This is a genomic window from Clostridium paraputrificum AGR2156, from assembly GCF_000424025.1.
Lineage (GTDB): Bacteria > Bacillota > Clostridia > Clostridiales > Clostridiaceae > Clostridium > Clostridium paraputrificum.
Genome location: NZ_AUJC01000009.1, coordinates 1 through 18,392, shown reverse-complemented (window position 1 = coordinate 18,392; position 18,392 = coordinate 1). Strand labels below are relative to the sequence as shown.

Annotated in this window: 13 protein-coding genes, 2 tRNA genes and 1 other annotated feature; of the genes, 13 read left to right on the top strand and 2 right to left on the bottom strand. The window is 30.7% G+C overall.

Features of this window, described 5'->3' with window-relative positions:
• The first annotated feature begins 357 nt into the window (after positions 1 to 357).
• The 11 genes from spoIIE to G594_RS0110215 all read left to right on the top strand — a co-directional run bounded on the left by spoIIE (position 358) and on the right by G594_RS0110215 (position 13,049).
• Complete coding sequence (gene spoIIE, locus G594_RS0110265) at positions 358 to 2,748, top strand: stage II sporulation protein E (RefSeq protein WP_027098500.1); 2,391 nt, start codon at positions 358 to 360, stop codon at positions 2,746 to 2,748.
• 104 nt (positions 2,749 to 2,852) lie between these two features.
• Positions 2,853 to 4,247: a tRNA lysidine(34) synthetase TilS gene (tilS, locus tag G594_RS0110260; protein WP_207734678.1), complete on the top strand. Its 1,395-nt coding sequence runs from the start codon at positions 2,853 to 2,855 to the stop codon at positions 4,245 to 4,247.
• A gap of 4 nt (positions 4,248 to 4,251) precedes the next feature.
• On the top strand, positions 4,252 to 4,791 hold the full coding sequence (gene hpt, locus G594_RS0110255) for a hypoxanthine phosphoribosyltransferase (RefSeq protein WP_027098498.1): 540 nt from the start codon (positions 4,252 to 4,254) through the stop codon (positions 4,789 to 4,791).
• A 73-nt stretch (positions 4,792 to 4,864) separates the two neighbouring features.
• Positions 4,865 to 6,694, top strand: a complete 1,830-nt coding sequence (ftsH, locus tag G594_RS0110250; RefSeq protein ID WP_027098497.1) for an ATP-dependent zinc metalloprotease FtsH — start codon at positions 4,865 to 4,867, stop codon at positions 6,692 to 6,694.
• A 197-nt stretch (positions 6,695 to 6,891) separates the two neighbouring features.
• Positions 6,892 to 8,559 carry a formate--tetrahydrofolate ligase gene (locus G594_RS0110245; protein ID WP_027098496.1) on the top strand — a complete coding sequence of 556 codons (1,668 nt, stop codon included), beginning with the start codon at positions 6,892 to 6,894 and terminating at the stop codon, positions 8,557 to 8,559.
• Between the two features lie 142 nt (positions 8,560 to 8,701).
• A complete protein-coding gene (locus G594_RS0110240; RefSeq protein ID WP_027098495.1) occupies positions 8,702 to 9,481 on the top strand; it encodes a type III pantothenate kinase in 780 nt (259 codons plus the stop codon).
• 5 nt (positions 9,482 to 9,486) lie between these two features.
• Positions 9,487 to 10,455, top strand: coding sequence for a tRNA dihydrouridine synthase DusB (dusB, locus tag G594_RS0110235; RefSeq protein ID WP_027098494.1), 969 nt, complete (start codon positions 9,487 to 9,489; stop codon positions 10,453 to 10,455).
• A 262-nt stretch (positions 10,456 to 10,717) separates the two neighbouring features.
• Positions 10,718 to 11,200 carry a transcription elongation factor GreA gene (gene greA, locus G594_RS0110230; protein WP_027098493.1) on the top strand — a complete coding sequence of 161 codons (483 nt, stop codon included), beginning with the start codon at positions 10,718 to 10,720 and terminating at the stop codon, positions 11,198 to 11,200.
• Between the two features lie 13 nt (positions 11,201 to 11,213).
• Positions 11,214 to 12,725, top strand: coding sequence for a lysine--tRNA ligase (lysS, locus tag G594_RS0110225; RefSeq protein ID WP_027098492.1), 1,512 nt, complete (start codon positions 11,214 to 11,216; stop codon positions 12,723 to 12,725).
• A gap of 150 nt (positions 12,726 to 12,875) precedes the next feature.
• Positions 12,876 to 12,950 (top strand) — tRNA-Asn (locus tag G594_RS0110220).
• 24 nt (positions 12,951 to 12,974) lie between these two features.
• A tRNA-Asn gene (locus tag G594_RS0110215) sits at positions 12,975 to 13,049 on the top strand.
• 30 nt (positions 13,050 to 13,079) lie between these two features.
• On the opposite strand, the gene G594_RS0110210 is transcribed toward G594_RS0110215, so the two are convergent.
• Positions 13,080 to 13,583 carry an LURP-one-related/scramblase family protein gene (locus tag G594_RS0110210; RefSeq protein ID WP_027098491.1) on the bottom strand — a complete coding sequence of 168 codons (504 nt, stop codon included), beginning with the start codon at positions 13,581 to 13,583 and terminating at the stop codon, positions 13,080 to 13,082.
• Positions 13,584 to 13,699: 116 nt separating this feature from the next.
• Positions 13,700 to 13,868, top strand: a binding site (T-box leader).
• A 52-nt stretch (positions 13,869 to 13,920) separates the two neighbouring features.
• On the opposite strand from G594_RS0110210, the gene G594_RS0110200 reads away from it, so the two are divergent.
• Together G594_RS0110200 and murD are read left to right on the top strand one after the other, a co-directional pair.
• Positions 13,921 to 15,321 (top strand): glycine--tRNA ligase, encoded by a 1,401-nt coding sequence (locus G594_RS0110200; RefSeq protein ID WP_027098489.1) that lies wholly within the window; start codon positions 13,921 to 13,923, stop codon positions 15,319 to 15,321.
• Positions 15,322 to 15,521: 200 nt separating this feature from the next.
• Positions 15,522 to 16,901 carry a UDP-N-acetylmuramoyl-L-alanine--D-glutamate ligase gene (gene murD, locus G594_RS0110195; protein WP_027098488.1) on the top strand — a complete coding sequence of 460 codons (1,380 nt, stop codon included), beginning with the start codon at positions 15,522 to 15,524 and terminating at the stop codon, positions 16,899 to 16,901.
• Positions 16,902 to 16,931: 30 nt separating this feature from the next.
• Here the strand turns inward: murD and G594_RS0110190 are convergent, their stop codons facing one another.
• Positions 16,932 to 17,918: a DUF5050 domain-containing protein gene (locus G594_RS0110190; RefSeq protein ID WP_027098487.1), complete on the bottom strand. Its 987-nt coding sequence runs from the start codon at positions 17,916 to 17,918 to the stop codon at positions 16,932 to 16,934.
• Between the last annotated feature and the right edge of the window lie 474 nt (positions 17,919 to 18,392).

The window sequence follows — 18,392 nt, the reverse complement described above, 5'->3', positions numbered from 1 at the left end:
CATAATAGTTAAACTATATTGCGGTTTATCATATAAAGAATAATTCTATGATACTGGGAATAAAAATATTCATATCAACTTCTATCAATAAAATACAAAGATGCTTCATTAATGACAAAATTAAAAAAAAAGTAAAATTCTTTAAGAAATGAGATATAGGCTTGTTTAATAAGAAAAACTGATTAATAATTCTAGATTAATAAGTTGAGTAAATTGGAGATAAAAAAAAGAAAAGTAAGAATAATAAAAGTAAATGTCCTACGAAAAAATAAAATAAGGTCCAATAAGTGACATATATCGTAAAGTGGGTGGTGATATAATTTATTTACAATTTATGTAAATAAGGAGAGGTGACTTATGCAGTATGGACTAAAGGTGGAGAATTATAAGAGAGTAAATGATAAGAAAAGGGTTCTAGTAAATGAAAAAGAAAACATTTTAAGTTATCTGACTATATTATTAGCATCAATTTTAATTAGTAGAGTTACGTTGCTTTTGAATAGAGGAGATATAAATGGAATGGCTCCATTTGGTATAGCATTTTTAATATCCATAGGAACTTTAAAAGATATAAAGAAGTATTTAATAGCTAGCGTTGGAGTTGCCATTGGGTATATGACTATATTAAATATTGCTGGTGAAAGATATATAAATTTAGTAGTATCAGCTGTAGTTTTATTTGTATATATCACAAGCTATATATTAGAGAAAAGAATAAAAGATACTGAGTTCTTTATAGCTGCATTTATAGGATTTGTTTTTTGTGGCCTCTTTATAAATAAGTATACATTAGGTGTTAACATAACGTTAGCGTTGATAAATACTATAGTTGTAGTTCCTATATCATTTGTTCTTAGATATGGGATTAAGTGTTTAGATGAGTTTAAAGATAATTACTTGTTTACGATAGAAGAAGTGATTAGTGCTGGAATACTTATATGCTTGATAATTTCTGGTATAGGAAATTTGAGTATATTAAATATTGAATTAAGAAATATAATATCATATTTATTAATTTTGATTATAGCCTATGCTGCTGGAGGGACTTATGGTGCAGCTATTGGTGTAACAATGGGTATTATAGTTGGATTAAGTTCCGGAGACATGATGCTAGGTGTAGCAATGTATAGCTCCATAGGATTAATAGCGGGAGTGTTTAAGGATACTGGAAGAGTGTTTTCGTTTTTAGCATATTTTATTATGTATATAGCTCTAGCTCTATACTCTGATAATTTATATATAGCATCAGTAGTTGAAGTGATAATTTCAGGAATGATTTATATTGCTATTCCTAAAAAGGTGTATTATAAAATTGAGTTAGAATTAAATTGTGATAGAAAAACTGATAGTATAAATAATATATCCTTAGACGAAATTAGAGAAGAAATGTTTAATAAGGTAAAGCAAGTGAAAATAGTACTCAATTCCGTATCCGATGCTCTTAAGGTACCTAGGGGAAATACTAATCTTGTTTTTAATAAGAAGGGAACAGAATTAACAGAAAACTTGGTAGGTAGGGTTTGTGGTGACTGTGTAAGAAGACAAATATGTTGGAATCGTGAATTTACTTCTACATTTAACTCTTTTCAAACCTTATTAGAAAACTGTGAAGGGAAAAAGATGAGTTTTCCATTAGAGTTGGAGAAAAAGTGTAAAAAGAAGTTTGAGTTAATAAAGGGAGCGGAAAAGATTATTGATAATTCTAAGGGCGAAGAGGCTCTAAAGGGAAAATTAGAAGAAGGTAGAATGATGATAGCTTCTCATATTGATAATATGTCTAAGTCTGTTGATAAGGTTTTGTTAGATCTTAATAAAGAAGTGGAAGTTGATTATGAGATAAAAAAGTTAATTAAGAAGGCCTTTAGTAAAGTTTCTATTGAATATAAAAAAGTATATTGTTATAGAGATGTTGATGGAAGAAGTAAAATTAAGATTACAATGAACAATTGTTGTGGCAGTAAGTATTGCTATAAAAAGATTTTGCCTATAATAAATAATGTCATGAGAAAACCTATGACTATATCAGGGGAAGGGTGTTGTATAAATCCTAAAGACAATGAGTGTAATATAATATTTGAAGAAATGCCTAAGTTTTTTGTAAGGTCATATGGTGCTGTAAAGTCCAAAGATGGGGAAGAATACAGTGGAGATTCCTACAGCTTTGGGAAAAGTGTAGGTGGCTCATATGTAACTATACTAAGTGATGGTATGGGGTCAGGACCTGATGCTGGAAGAGAAAGTAATGCAACTGTTTCTTTGGTAGAGCAGTTTTTGGAAGCTGGACTATCTAAAGAAACGGCAGTTGATATGATTAATTCTATAGTTGCTTTAAAGTTTGATGAAGATGAAAAATTTTCTACACTAGATTTGAATGTTGTAGATTTATATTCTGGGAAGGTAGACTTCATAAAGATTGGAGCAGTGGCAAGTTTTATAAAAAGGAGTAATTCTGTTGAGGTTATAGAAAGTAATATGCCGCCTTTTGGGTTGTTGGATAGTATGGATTTAGATGAAGTTAAAACTAATGTAAGTAATGGAGATTTGATTATTACATTAAGTGATGGTGTTTTAGATATAGATAAGAAAAATGTTGGTGTATATAGCTGGATGAAAGAGTTTTTAGAAGGCGCATCAAAAGACCCTAAACAGTTGGCTGAAGATATTATAAATAAGTCTAAAGAATTAAGTGGTGATATATGTAATGATGATATGACTGTGGTTGTGTCTAAGGTATATTCTATGTACTAATTTTTAAGAGTTAAATAGCGGACTGATAAGGTCTGCTATTTTAATTTTTTTAATATAAAGGTAAAATAGTAGGTATAGTATTTTTTAAAAAGAGGTATTAATTGATGAGCGTGGAGAAACGAGTATTAGAATATATATTAGAAAATAAATTGTTACAAGAAAAAGAAAAAGTTGTTGTTGGAGTGTCAGGAGGGCCTGATTCTATATGTTTGTTAGAGGTATTATATAAGTTACAAAATCAGCTAGAAATAGAACTGGTTGTAGCTCATATTAATCATATGCTAAGAGGAGAAGAGGCTAATGAAGATGAAAAGTACGTAAATGATTTTTGTGTGGAAAGAGGTATAGAAGTTTACTCAAAGAGAATAAATATAAATGAATTTGCGAAAAAACAAAGAATGTCAACTGAAACTGCAGGTAGAGAAGCTAGATATCAATTTTTTAGAGAAGTTATGAAAAAAACTAATTCTAATAAAATTGCTACTGCTCATAATGCAAATGATCAAGTTGAAACTATATTCATGAGAATTATGAGAGGAACTGGATTAGAAGGATTAACAGGAATTTCGGTGAAAAGAGACAGCATATATATAAGGCCGATTTTGTTTTTACAAAGAGAAGAAATAGAATGGTATTGTGAAAAAAATAATTTAAATCCAAGAATTGATAAAAGCAATATGGAACGTAATTATAGTAGAAATAAAATAAGGTTAGATATAATTCCATATATGAAAGAAAATTTTAATTCTGATTTAGTAACAGTTATAAATAGGATGGCAGATACTCTGAAAGAAGATAATGAGTTAATAGAGAGTGTTATAGATGAGTATTTGTTTAAGTATTGTAAGGTTGAAAAAGACTATCTTATTATAAGAAGTGATATTATTGCTTGTAAAAGTGTAATAATAAATAGAGTTATTAGGAAGGCTACTTCTATTATAAGTGGAAGTGGATATAATATAGAAGCTAAGCATATTGCTAGTATAAGAAAGCTTTTAAATCTAGGTACCAATAAACGAGTAGATTTACCAAATGGTTTATATGCAGAGAATGTTTATGGAGACATTTATTTAAGAAAGATGGAAAGTAAGGAAGATAAATACTGCCAAGAGGTAGTGATTAATAAAGATGATATAGAAAGTGAATTTAGCTTTGGGGCGTATTCTATTAAGTTTGAAGTTTTAGAAAATGTAAAAAATATAAAGTTTGCTGATAATAGTTTTATAAAGTATTTTAATTATGATAAAATTAATGGTAATATTATCATTAGAACCAGGAAAAATGGAGACAAAATGATTCCTCTAGGAATGAATGGTAGGAAGAAAATAAAAGATATATTCATAGATAGTAAGGTTTCAGTAAGTCAACGAGATATAGTACCTATTATTCAATTTGATGATGAGGTTGCTTGGTTAGTAGGGTTAAAGGTGTCTAATGAATATAAAGTAACAAAAGATACTAAAAAGTTACTAAAAATAACTGTAATGGAAAGGAATTAAGAGGATGAGGGAAGATGTTAAAGAAATACTATTTAGTGAAGAACAAATTAGTGATAAGGTAAAGGAACTTGCAAATAGAATTAGTTGCGATTATAAAGATAAGAACTTGTTAGTAGTTGGTGTGTTAAAAGGATCAGTTTTGTATGCAGCTGAATTAATAAAGAATATTACAGTTCCATGTGAAATTGATTTTATGGCTGTATCTAGTTATGGGAACTCTACTGAGACATCAGGTGTTGTTAGAATATTAAAGGATTTAGATCACAGTATAGAAGGAAAAGATATTTTAATAGTAGAGGATATAGTTGATAGTGGGGTAACATTAGATTATTTGTTAAAGTATTTAAAAGCTAGAAAGGCAAATAGTATAAACATAACTACATTGTTAAATAAAGAAGCAAGAAGAAAAGTGGATATTGATGTGAAATATGTTGGGTTTGAAGTCCCTGATGAATTCATAGTTGGATATGGAATAGATTATGCAGAAAAGTATAGGAATCTACCTTTTATAGGAATATTAAAACCAGAGGTATATGAAAGATAGAATATAAATATAATTGTATAAAAAAATAGCGTATGTTAAAATTTAAAATAACTAGAAGAGAGGGGGGCTTTGAATGGCGAATAAAAAGAATTCAAGCTCAGCTTTATGGATAATAGTACTATTTGTTCTGGTATTTGCTGCTTTTACTATTTGGCAAACTAAAGGAACAACTGATAGTATTCCATTTAGCTTATTTCAAGAAAAGTGGAAAAGTAACGAAATTGAGAGTATAGTAATAAGACAAGATAAGATGCAAGTTCAAGGTAAAACTCGAGATAATAAGATATTTACTACTAATGCTCCAGATGAGATGATAAACTCATTATTAAAAGATAGTCCAAGAAGTGATGTTAAAATTGAATATGAAGCTCCATCTAATAATGTAGCGTGGTTAAGTATAATACCTGTGGTATTATTGGTGGTTCTGTTTTTAGTGTTTTTATTTGTATTTACACAACAATCTCAAAGTGGAGGTGGCGGAAGAGGGGTAATGAACTTTGGAAAAAGTAGAGCTAAAATAGCCTCTCCTGATGCTAAAAAAGTAACATTTAAGGATGTTGCAGGTGCTGATGAAGAAAAAGCTGAATTAGAGGAAATTGTTGATTTTCTAAAGCTTCCTGCTAAATATATAGAAATGGGAGCAAGAATTCCTAAGGGAGTGTTACTAGTTGGGCCTCCTGGTACAGGTAAGACGTTATTAGCAAAAGCTATAGCTGGAGAAGCTGGAGTTCCGTTCTTTAGTATATCTGGTTCTGACTTTGTTGAAATGTTTGTAGGTGTTGGAGCTTCTAGAGTTAGAGATTTATTCCAAGAAGCTAAGAAGAATGCACCATGTATTGTTTTTATAGATGAAATTGATGCAGTAGGTAGACAAAGAGGTGCTGGCTTAGGTGGCGGTCATGATGAAAGAGAGCAAACTTTAAATCAGTTACTTGTTGAAATGGATGGATTTGGAGTTAATGAAGGAATAATAATGATAGCTGCAACTAACAGACCAGATATTTTAGACCCTGCTCTATTAAGACCAGGCAGATTTGATAGACAAATTGTTGTAGGTGCACCAGATGTAAAGGGAAGAGAAGAAATTTTAAAGGTTCATACAAAGAAAAAGCCTCTTAGCGAAGATGTTAATCTTGAAGTGTTAGCAAAGAGAACACCAGGATTTAGTGGGGCTGACTTAGAAAATCTTTCAAATGAAGCAGCTTTACTATCTGTAAGAAGAAGTAAGAAGCAAATTGGCATGCTTGAGATGGAAGAAGCTATTACAAGAGTAATAGCTGGACCTGAAAAGAAGAGTAGAGTTATAAGTGAACATGATAGAAAATTAACTGCTTATCATGAGGCAGGTCATGCTGTTGTTATGAGATTATTGCCTAATGCAGATCCTGTTCATGAAATATCTATAATACCAAGAGGTAGAGCTGGTGGTTATACAATGCATCTTCCAACAGAAGATAGAGCTTATACATCAAAGTCTAGACTTAAAGATGAGATGGTAGGATTGTTAGGTGGAAGAGTTGCTGAACACCTAATTTTAGGAGATATAAGTACTGGGGCTAAAAATGATATTGATAGAGCTAGTGATATTGCAAGAAGTATGGTAATGGAATATGGTATGAGTGATAAGATTGGTACTATATCCTATGGATCAGATCAAAATGAAGTTTTCTTGGGTAGAGATCTAGGAAGAGGAAGAAATTTTAGCGAAGAAGTCGGAGCTAAAATTGACAAAGAAATTAAAGCTTTAATAGATGAAGCTTATAATAAAGCTGAAACTTTATTAAAAGAGAATATAGAGAAACTTCATGCTGTTGCAGGTGCTTTATTAGAAAAAGAAAAGCTTGAAGGTCAAGAATTCTTAAAAATATTTGATAATGCTGATAAAACAGATAATTTAGCATAATAAAAAAGTGTCGAGTTTATCGGCACTTTTTATATTGTACGAAAGTTAATTTTATAATAATAATATAAATCATAAAATTTAGGTATAAATACGAATAATAATGTAAGAACAATATTAAATGTACGAAAAATATTTCAAAAAAATATAGTCAATGGTATAATCTTAATATGAACTTTATAATAAGGAGGAAAATAGTAGTGAAAAGTGATATTCAAATAGCTCAAGAAGCTAAAATGGAACCTATTATAAAAATTGCGCAAAAATTAAATTTAACAGAAGATGATATAGAGTTATATGGTAAGTATAAGTGTAAAATAGGATTAGATGTACTGAATAATAATAAATCTAAAGAGGGAAAATTAGTACTTGTTACAGCAATAAATCCAACACCAGCGGGTGAAGGAAAGTCCACAGTTACAGTGGGACTTGGTCAAGCGTTGTGTAAAAAAGGGAGAAATGCAGTTATTGCGTTAAGAGAACCTTCTTTAGGTCCTGTTTTTGGCATAAAAGGGGGAGCAGCTGGAGGGGGATATTCTCAAGTTGTTCCTATGGAGGATATAAATTTACATTTTACTGGAGATATGCATGCAATAACAGCAACAAATAATTTATTATGTGCTGCTATAGATAATCACATACATCAAGGGAATCTTTTAAGAATTGATTCAAGAAGAATTGTATTTAAAAGAGTTATGGATATGAATGATAGAGCGCTTAGAAATGTAATCGTGGGGATGGGCGGTAAAGTAAACGGGTTTGTAAGAGAAGATGGATTTATGATAACTGTTGCATCAGAAATAATGGCGATTCTTTGTTTGGCTTCTGATTTAAATGACTTAAAAGAAAGAATGGGTGAGATTGTTGTAGCTTATGACTTAGATGGAAATCCGGTTTATGCTAAACAATTAGAAGTAGAAGGTGCTATGGCATTATTAATGAAAGATGCAATAAAACCTAACTTAGTTCAAACCTTAGAAAATACTCCTGCTATAATACATGGAGGGCCTTTTGCAAACATTGCTCATGGATGTAATTCAGTCATAGCTACTAAATTGGCGTTAAAGCTTGGTGATATAGTTGTTACAGAAGCTGGATTTGGAGCAGACCTAGGTGCAGAAAAGTTTTTAGATATAAAGTGTAGATATGGTGGATTAAATCCAAATTGTGTAGTGGTTGTTGCTACCATTAGAGCTTTGAAACATCATGGTGGTGTTTCAAAAGAGGAATTAAATACACCTAATGTTGAGGCTCTATCAAAAGGGATAGTTAATTTAGAAAAACAAATTGAAAATATCAAGAAGTATAATGTTCCTGTTGTTGTAGCTATAAATAAGTTTTTAACAGATAGCAATGATGAAGTTAAGTTTGTAAAAGATTATTGTAACAATATTGGTGTTAAGGTGGCTCTTTCTGATGTTTGGGCAAAAGGAGGAGAAGGTGGATTAGAATTAGCTGATATAGTAGAAGATGTTCTAGAAAATGAAAAGTCTGATTTTAAACCAATATACGATGTTGAAAAAAGTATAGAAGAGAAAGTGCTAACAATAGCTAAAGAGATATATGGAGCAGATGGAGTTCAATACAGTGCAGCAGCTAAGAGGCAAATAAAAGAACTAGAGAAGTTTGCATTAGATAAGCTTCCTATATGTATGGCAAAAACTCAATACTCTTTATCTGATAATCCGTCATTATTGGGTAGACCAAGTGGATTTGATATAACTGTAAAGGAAGTAAAAGTTTCAAATGGTGCAGGATTTATTGTGGTATTAACAGGAGATGTAATGACAATGCCAGGATTACCAAAAGTTCCTGCCGCAAATAAAATGGATATATTAGAAAATGGAGAGATAGTAGGGTTATTCTAATGGTAAGCAATGTTTATGGTGTTTTAATATACTTGACAAATTATGTTGGCTTGCTAAAATTATATTGTTAAATTTAAGTTATTTTACTGAAATAAAGGCAGCTTTTAATAGCTGCTTTTAATTATATTAAAGGGGTGCTTTTATGATTTTACTTGTTGATGTTGGTAACACTAATATAGTACTTGGTGTACATAAAGATAATGAGTATATAGCAAGTTGGCGTATTTCAACTGATCCTAATAAAACATCGGATGAATACGGAATACAAGTTATGCAATTATTTTCCCAAAACAATTTAGATGCAAAAGAAGTTAAGGGGATAATTATATCATCAGTTGTTCCTAATATTATGCATTCTTTAGAGAATATGATAAGAAAGTGTTTTTCTATTGAACCTATAATAGTAGGTCCTGGAATAAAAACTGGAATAAATATTAAATATGATAATCCTAAAGAGGTTGGGGCAGATAGAATAGTAAATGCTGTTGCAGCATGTGAAAGACATAAAAGACCTGTTATAATAATAGATTTTGGTACTGCAACAACTTTTTGTGCATTAACAAGGAGCGGAGACTACTTAGGTGGATGCATTGTACCTGGAATAAAGATATCATCTGATGCTTTATTTGAAAGAGCTGCTAAGTTGCCTAGAGTTGAGTTGGAGTTGCCAGAACAACTAATTTGCAAAAATACTATTTCTAGTATGCAAGCAGGTATATTATATGGTTATATTGGTCAAGTTGAATATATAGTATCTAAAATGAAAAATGAAATGATGAGAAAAAATAGCGAGGAACCATATGTAATTGCAACAGGTGGTTTAGCTAAGTTGATATTTAAAGAAACTGATGCAATAGATGAAGTAGATGATGATTTAACATTAGAAGGTTTAAAAATACTATATTATAAAAACAAGGAGTAATTAAGATGAAGATAAGTAATCTGGTCTTTGATAACAATGTATTTTTAGCACCTATGGCCGGGGTTACTGATATTTCCTTTAGGGGATTATGCAAAGAAATGGGCTGTGGATTAGTAACAACAGAAATGGTTAGTGCGAAAGCATTACACTATGGAAGCGAAAACACACAAAGCCTTTTAAGAATAGCAGAAGAGGAAAAGCCTGTAGCTGCACAAATTTTTGGTAGAGATCCAGAGATAATGGCAGAGGTTGTTGAAAAATATTTTAACAATAGAAACGATATTTGTATTATCGATGTAAATATGGGATGTCCAGCACCAAAAATAACTAAAAATGGTGAAGGGTCGGCTTTGATGAAGGAGCCTGAATTAGCAGCTGAAATAATAAGATCTTTAAAAAAAGTATCCAATAAACCAGTTACGGCTAAGTTTAGAATGGGTTACGATGAAACTTGTATAAATGCAGTGGAGTTTGCTAAAAGATTAGAAGATGCTGGAGTTGATTCAGTAACTGTTCATGGAAGAACTAAGAAGCAAATGTATGAAGGAAATGCTAATTGGGATATCATAAGACAAGTCAAAGATGCTGTTTCTATACCTGTATTAGGAAATGGAGATGTATTTACAGCAGAAGATGCATTAAAGTTAAAAGAGGTTTCCAATTGTGATGGAATCGTTGTTGCAAGAGGTGCAATGGGAAATCCATGGATATTTAAGCAAATAGAAAGAAAGCTTAAAGGTGAAGATGATTTAATAATCACACATAAGGATAGAGTTGAAATGTGTTTAAGACATTATGAGCTTGCAATAAAATATGATGGAGAGTACAAAGCTGTAAGAGAGATGAGAAAACATGCATCTTGGTATATTAAAGGTCTTCCAGGTTGTACGGATATAAAAAATCATATGAATACACTAGATAATAGTGAAGAAGTGATTGAAATATTAAGAAAATATAGAGATCAGTTATCATAAAATTATTTATAAAAATATAAATTTAGAAAATAGGAATTAAATTTATATAAAATGATATAATATTTAAACAGATATTGTTTAAATATAAGGGTATTAATGGTAAGATTTAGGTTGTATAATGTTATTATATAACTTGAGTGGTAAGCGTGGGGTACCCTTAATTATCATTTATTGACATATTATATTGGCTGATTTATAATATGTTAAATACTTTTAGGAATTAATAAAACCAACCTGTCAGGTTGATAAAGGGGAGTATAATATGAGTGAAACTAAAAAATTTCTTATGACGTATGAAGGTGTAAAAAAGCTAGAAGATGAATTAGAATATTTAAAAGCAGTAAAAAGAAAAGAAATAACTGAAAAAATAAAAGTGGCTTTAGGGTATGGAGACTTAAGTGAAAACTCTGAATATGATGAAGCTAAAAATGAGCAAGCTTTTACAGAAGGAAGAATTCTTCAATTAGAAAATATGTTAAAGAATGCTGAAGTTGTTGATGAGTCAGAAATACCAACAGATACTGTTTCTGTGGGTTCAATAGTAAAGGTAAAAGATTATGATTTTGATGAAGAAGTTGAGTACACTATAGTTGGTTCAGCTGAAGCAGATCCAATGAACTTTAGGATATCTAATGAATCACCAGTTGGAAAAGGGTTAATTGGTAAAAAAGTTGGGGACGTTGTAGAGGTTAATGTACCAGATGGAGTTTCAAAATTTGAGGTACTTGATATAAGAAGAGCATAACGGAGGGATGTAAATGTCAACTGAGGAAATGAATATTCAAGAATTAGAATCTCAGTTCAGTGAACAAGAAAGATTAAGAAGAGATAAACTAGCTGAATTAAAGAGTGAAGGAAAGGACCCATTTGATGTATATAAGGTTGATAGAACTCATACATCAGAACAAGTAAAGTCTAACTTCGAAGATTTAGAAGGTAAAGAAGTTACTGTTGCAGGTAGAATAATGTCTAAGAGGGGACAAGGAAAGGTTGTTTTCTCTGATGTGCATGATAGAGACGGGAAAATCCAATTATTCATTAAGATTGATGAAGTTGGAGAAGAACAATTAAAATCATATAAAACATTTGACTTAGGAGATATGGTAGAGGCTACAGGAGAAGTTTTTAAAACTAGAACCGAAGAAATATCTATAAAAGTTAAGAATTTTCAATTAATTTGTAAGTCTTTAAAGCCATTACCAGAAAAGTGGCATGGATTAAAAGACCCGGATTTAAGATATAGACAAAGAGAAGTAGATCTTATAACTAACCCAGAAGTAAAGGATACTTTTATTAAGAGAAGTCAAATTATAAGAGGCATAAGAGAGTTCTTAGATAATAGAGGATTTTTAGAAGTTGAAACACCAATACTATCTCCTATAGCAGGTGGGGCAGCAGCTAGACCATTTATAACACATCATAATACATTAGATATTGATATGTATCTTAGAATAGCTACTGAGCTTTATTTAAAGAGACTTATTGTTGGTGGATTTGAAAAAGTTTATGATATGGGTAAAAACTTTAGAAATGAAGGTATGTCTGTAAGACATAACCCTGAATTCACTATGATAGAGTTATATGAAGCTTATTCTGATTATAATGATATGATGGAAATTATGGAAAACTTAGCGGCGTATGTTTGCGAAAAAGTAAATGGTACAACTAAGGTTATGTACCAAGGAACAGAAATTGACTTTAAGCCACCATGGAGAAGAATAACTATGGTTGATGCTGTTAAGGAATATGCAGGGATAGATTTTAATGCTATTGCATCTGATGAAGAAGCACAAGCTATTGCAAAGGAAAAGCATTTAGAATTCCCGAAACCATTAAATACTGTAACGAAGGGCGAAGTATTAAATGCTCTTTATGAAGAGTTTGCAGAACAGCACATGATACAACCTACATTTGTTATGGATTACCCGGTAGAGATTTCACCTCTTACAAAGAAGAAGAGAGGAAACGAAATGTTTACTGAAAGATTTGAAGGATTTGTATTTGGAAGAGAAATCTGTAATGCGTATTCTGAATTAAATGATCCAATAGTTCAAAGAGAAAGATTTGAACAACAAGCTAAAGAAAGAGAGCTTGGAGATGATGAGGCGTATATGATTGATGAAGAATTCATGAGCGCTCTAGAGACAGGTATGCCTCCAACTGGTGGATTAGGATTTGGTGTTGATAGATTAATAATGTTCTTGACTGATGCACCATCAATAAGAGATGTATTATTGTTCCCAACAATGAAACCACAAACAAATAATTAACATAAAAAAGGAGTTGATTGAATCAACTCCTTTTTCTTTCCTATCTTTAAAATGCTCTGTTTTTTTCGTAAATACTACTATATTTAAATTATTTTAAAAAAAGTGTTGCATTTATAGATAAAGCTGATATAATATCTAATGTAATGACGTTCCGCGATAGCTCAATGGTGGAGCACTCGGCTGTTAACCGATAGGCTGGAGGTTCGAGTCCTCTTCGCGGAGCCAATTTTATCGTCATTATACTGATATTCCGCGATAGCTCAATGGTGGAGCACTCGGCTGTTAACCGATAGGCTGGAGGTTCGAGTCCTCTTCGCGGAGCCAAAGAAAAGCGATGAACAGTTATCGCTTTTTTTATTTTTCTTTTTTGTTGTCTTTATCATCTTTATTATGACATATCATATCTATTATCACAGCGGATGCCAAAATTAAGGCGTGATCATTAAAGTTTTTTATATCAATTATATATTTGTCTCTTATAGAAATAAGTTTTTTAGAAACTTTACCTATTTCATTTCCGTTAATTTTAAATGTATAATCATAGTCAATAAAATTCCCTTTTACTTTTATGGTTCCATATGGTGTTTCAATCTCAAACTTATCTCTAATGATATTTATTAAATCTTTTTTTAGAGTTGCATATATGTCTCCGTCTTTTTCAATAATGTATGTTTCTGTTAAGCGTAATAGTTTTTTCTTAATTTTAAATATTTTGTTATCATTTGAATCCGAAAAGTATAATTTTTCGCCTATAGTTAAAACTTTGCCATCTATCTTGAAAACCTTGTCTTTGTTTTCATCTAATATAGTGAAGTCGTCGCCAATAGATATAAGTCTTTGATTTAAGATGTATTTCATAAAACTCTCTCCTTACATTTTCGTTTATACAATTATTATATAAAAATATAAATATATATGATATACCTTTGGTATTGACATATAAAACTCTTTTGATAAAATGAATATATAATTAAATAGGCATGTTGATAGAGAAGAGTAGTATAATGCTTCATTTTAGAGAGGTGATATTTGGTGAGAATCACTATGAGTGTTTTATGAAAGGAACTCTTGAGTGCGCAGTTATGAAAGTAGGGCTTATTGCCAAGAAGGGTGGAACCGCGGAAAATGTTTTTCGTCCCTTTATGGTTGATATAGCTTTTTTTATTTACAAAAAAATAAATTAGGAGGTATAGATATGACAGTAGAAAAGACTATGGAAAAAATAGTTTCTTTATGTAAAAGTAGAGGGTTCATATTCCCAGGCTCAGAAATATACGGAGGATTAGCAAATGCATGGGATTATGGTCCATTAGGCGTAGAGTTTAAAAATAATGTAAAGAAAGCTTGGTGGAAGAAGTTCATACAAGAAAGTCCATATAATGTTGGAGTTGATTGTGCTATATTAATGAATAAAGAAGTATGGGTAGCATCAGGGCATGTTGGTGGATTTTCGGACCCGTTAATGGATTGTAAAGAGTGTAAAGCTAGATTTAGAGCAGATAAGTTAGTTGAAGATCATATGACAGAACAAGGAGTAGAGGTAGCATCTGCAGATGGTTGGTCAAATGACCAATTAAAAGAGTATATAGAAAAGAACAATATAGTATGTCCTAAGTGCGGCAAGTTAAATTACACTGATATCAGAAAGTTTAATTTAATGTTTAAAACTTTTGCTGGGGTTACTGAGGATGCAAAAAATGAAATATATTTAAGACCTGAAACAGCTCAAGGTATTTTTGTTAACTTTAAGTCTGTTCAAAGAACTTCAAGAAAGAAAGTACCATTTGGTATAGGACAAATAGGTAAGTCCTTCAGAAATGAAATTACCCCAGGTAATTTTACATTCAGAACAAGAGAATTCGAACAAATGGAATTAGAATTCTTCTGTAAGCCAGGAACAGATTTAGAATGGTTTGAATATTGGAGAGATTATTGTTGGAAGTTCTTATTGAACTTAGGTATAAAAGAAGAATATATAAGAATGAGAGATCATGCACAAGAAGAATTATCATTTTATTCTAAAGCTACTTCTGATATAGAATACTTATTCCCATTTGGATGGGGAGAATTATGGGGAATAGCAGACAGAACTGACTATGATTTAAAGAAGCATCAAGAACATTCAGGTCAAGATATGTCTTATTTAGACCCTCAAACAAATGATAAATATGTACCTTATGTTATAGAACCATCATTAGGTGCAGATAGAGTTGCTTTAGCTTTCTTAGTTGATGCTTATGATGAAGAAGATTTATCAACTGAAGATAAGCAGGATTCAAGAGTTGTAATGCACTTCCATCCAGCGTTAGCTCCATTTAAAGCAGCTATATTACCTTTATCAAAAAAGCTTTCTGATAAAGCTCTAGAGGTTTATGGAGAGTTAAGTAAGTACTTTAACGTTGATTTTGATGAAGCGGGAAGTATAGGGAAGAGATATAGAAGACAAGATGAAATAGGTACACCATATTGTATAACTATAGACTTTGATACATTAGAAGATGGTGCTGTAACTGTAAGAGATAGAGATAGCATGGAACAAGAAAGAATTAAGATAAGTGATTTACAAAGTTATATAGCAAAAAGTTTAGAGTTTTAATTTAAGGTGGAGTTATTATATAACTCCACTTTTTATGTTCATTAGAAGATGTGAGTGTAAAAAGTGGAGTGATTAAAGGAGTTTCACGTTTGTAGAACAAAATAATTAGAAGTGTTATAATTAGAAAGAAATGGGACAGACTTAAATAAGAATAATATATTAGATAATATAAAAAGTTGATGTTTTATGGAGGATTTAGGATGAAGAAGAATTTTAGTGAATTTAAGGAATTTATAAAGAATAAAAAGGTTGCTGTAGTAGGAATAGGCGTTTCTAACATTCCTTTAATTAAGTTTTTGGTTAAACTTGGTGCAGATGTATCAGCTTTTGATATTAAAGATGAGAAGACTCTAGGGAATATAGCTGATGATTTTAAAGAATTAGGGGTTAAATTAATACTTGGAGAAGGGTACCTAGATAGATTAACAGGATTTGATGTGGTATTTAAAACACCATCAATGAGAATTGATAGTGAAGCTTTAGTTAAAGCTAAAGATGAAGGTGCGTATATAACATCTGAAATGGAAGAGTTTGTTAGATACTGTAAGGGTAAAATATATGGAGTAACAGGTAGCGATGGAAAAACAACAACAACTACTATAATATCTAAGTTACTAATAGAAGAAGGGTATAAAACTTGGGTTGGAGGAAATATTGGTACACCATTATTTGCTCAAATTGAAGAAATTGATGAAAAAGATATGGTTGTGCTAGAGTTATCTAGTTTTCAACTTATGACAATGAACTCTCCTATAGATGTGGCGGTTTGTACTAACTTAGCTCCAAATCACTTGGATATGCATAAAGATATGCAAGAGTATATAGATTCAAAGAAAAATATATTCTTATACCAAGAAGATAATGAAGTTTTAGTAGTAAATAGAGAAAATGAAATAACATATGCTTTTGAAAAAGAAGCAAATGGAGAGGTAAGAGAGTTTAGTTCTAAGAGAATGTTACAAAATGGCTCTTACTATAAAGATGGAAGTCTATATCTTGACGGCAAAGAGGTATGCAAAAAGGATGATATAGTCATAAAAGGAATGCACAATGTGGAAAACTATATGGCTGCATTTGTTGCTACTAAGGATGATGTTTCTATAAGTACAATGAAAGCAGTTGCTGAAAGATTTACAGGAGTAGAACATAGATGTGAGTTAGTTAGAGAATTAGACGGAGTTAAGTATTATAATGATTCAATTGCTTCAAGCCCAACGAGAACTTTAGCAGGATTAAAAGCTTTTGATAAAAAGGTAATATTAATAGTAGGTGGGTATGATAAGCATATACCATTTGAACCATTAGCTTATGAAGGATATCCTTTTATAAAAGAATTGATAGTGTTAGGTGCTACTAAAGATAAAATTAAAGCTGCATTTGATAAATTAGAAGATGAGAAGAATATAAAAGTTAGTATGAACTTTGTAAGTAATTTAGAAGAAGCGGTAAGTAAGGCGAGGGAATTAGCAGAAGAAGGGGATGTGGTAACATTATCACCAGCTTGTGCATCCTTTGATATGTTCCCTAACTTTGCAGTAAGAGGCAATGTGTTTAAAGAGATAGTTATGAATATGAAATAGGAAAAGGAAGCTTATTTGATAAGCTTCCTTTTAATTTGGTTTAAATATATATGTATTATTTACATTTGATCTGATTTGAACAAAGAAGCCTTTTTTTGAAGGATAATATTCATTAATGCCTTGATTTATTATAGGTGATAGCGATACTTGATTGTTAGAATCGTTAATATCTAATGAGTAAAGATAATTGCTTTTATCAAGATTAATGAAATATAGAGTGTTCTTAAATGTTTTTAAATTTTCTCCATTTATAAGTGCTATTCTAGTAGCTCTTAAAGTTTCGGGATCTATTTTGTATAAGTTATTATTATCGTTAGAGTTAATGGCAACTATATAGTTGTTATAAGTAGCAAAGCTATTAACGGAAAAAGTGGTAACTTGTCCGTCTTCTGTGCCTTCTAAATTTGTTTTATACAACTTGGAAAAATCACTTTTGTTTTCATATAAAATATAATTTCCATTAAGTAGGTATTTTCCAACAACGTTGTTTATAATTATTTTAGAAGTTTTATCGATTGTATCATAAGAATACAACTTGCCATCAGTTTTGTTTATGTATAAGAGGTTGTTTCCAGTTAATAATAAGTTGCTGACATTATGTGAATTTAATTTTTTATATGTACCATCGATTATATTTATTGAAGATAGTGAGTTGTTGTTAGAAGCATCTGCAAAATAAATAATATCACCTTGTATTGTTAATGTATGTGTTGAATAGTTAAAGAACTTAACAATATCCTTTGAAGTGATGATTGATTGCGGAATAGGATCATTAATGATAGATATTTTATTATTATCATCCCAGTTTGGAAATATTAATGAGTTTGTGGAAGAAATAAATTGCGTTGGATATACGGTGTCTGGAGAAATTAAGAATGAAGACAATTTGTTGTTAGTGTTAGAATTATTGGTTTGTATAATAGTAGAAGTCTGAGAATTTAAATTGTTTTTATCATTATTACACCCAATTAAAATAAATGATGTTGATATTAGTAGTAAAAATAATGTTTTTTTCATATGTAAAACCTCCCGGATAATCTTTGTTTATATCATTATACTAGAATAAAATGTAATAGTAGTAAAGTTTATTAAATATTTGAGTATAAATTATTAAAAGACTTACTATACTTATCCAGGCGTATCTTTAATAGATATTTTAAGTAAAAGTTAGAAAAACACAGAAATTAATATATATTTTAAAGTAATGAGAAATAATTATACTAATTAAATATAAAAGAAATGCTACTATAATATCCGTCGCAGAGATGAGTTGTGACAAGTCAAAGAAGTTAAAAATACACATTAAAAAAGTGTTGACAACAAATTTGATAGATGATATTATGATATGGCAGTCAGGTGAGACTGCAGTTGATCTTTGAAAATTGAACAGAATATAAAGTTAAAAACCAGCAATTCTTTTTTACGAGTAAACTTGAGAAATCAAGTAGCAAGATTAAACTTTTTATTGAGAGTTTGATCCTGGCTCAGGAC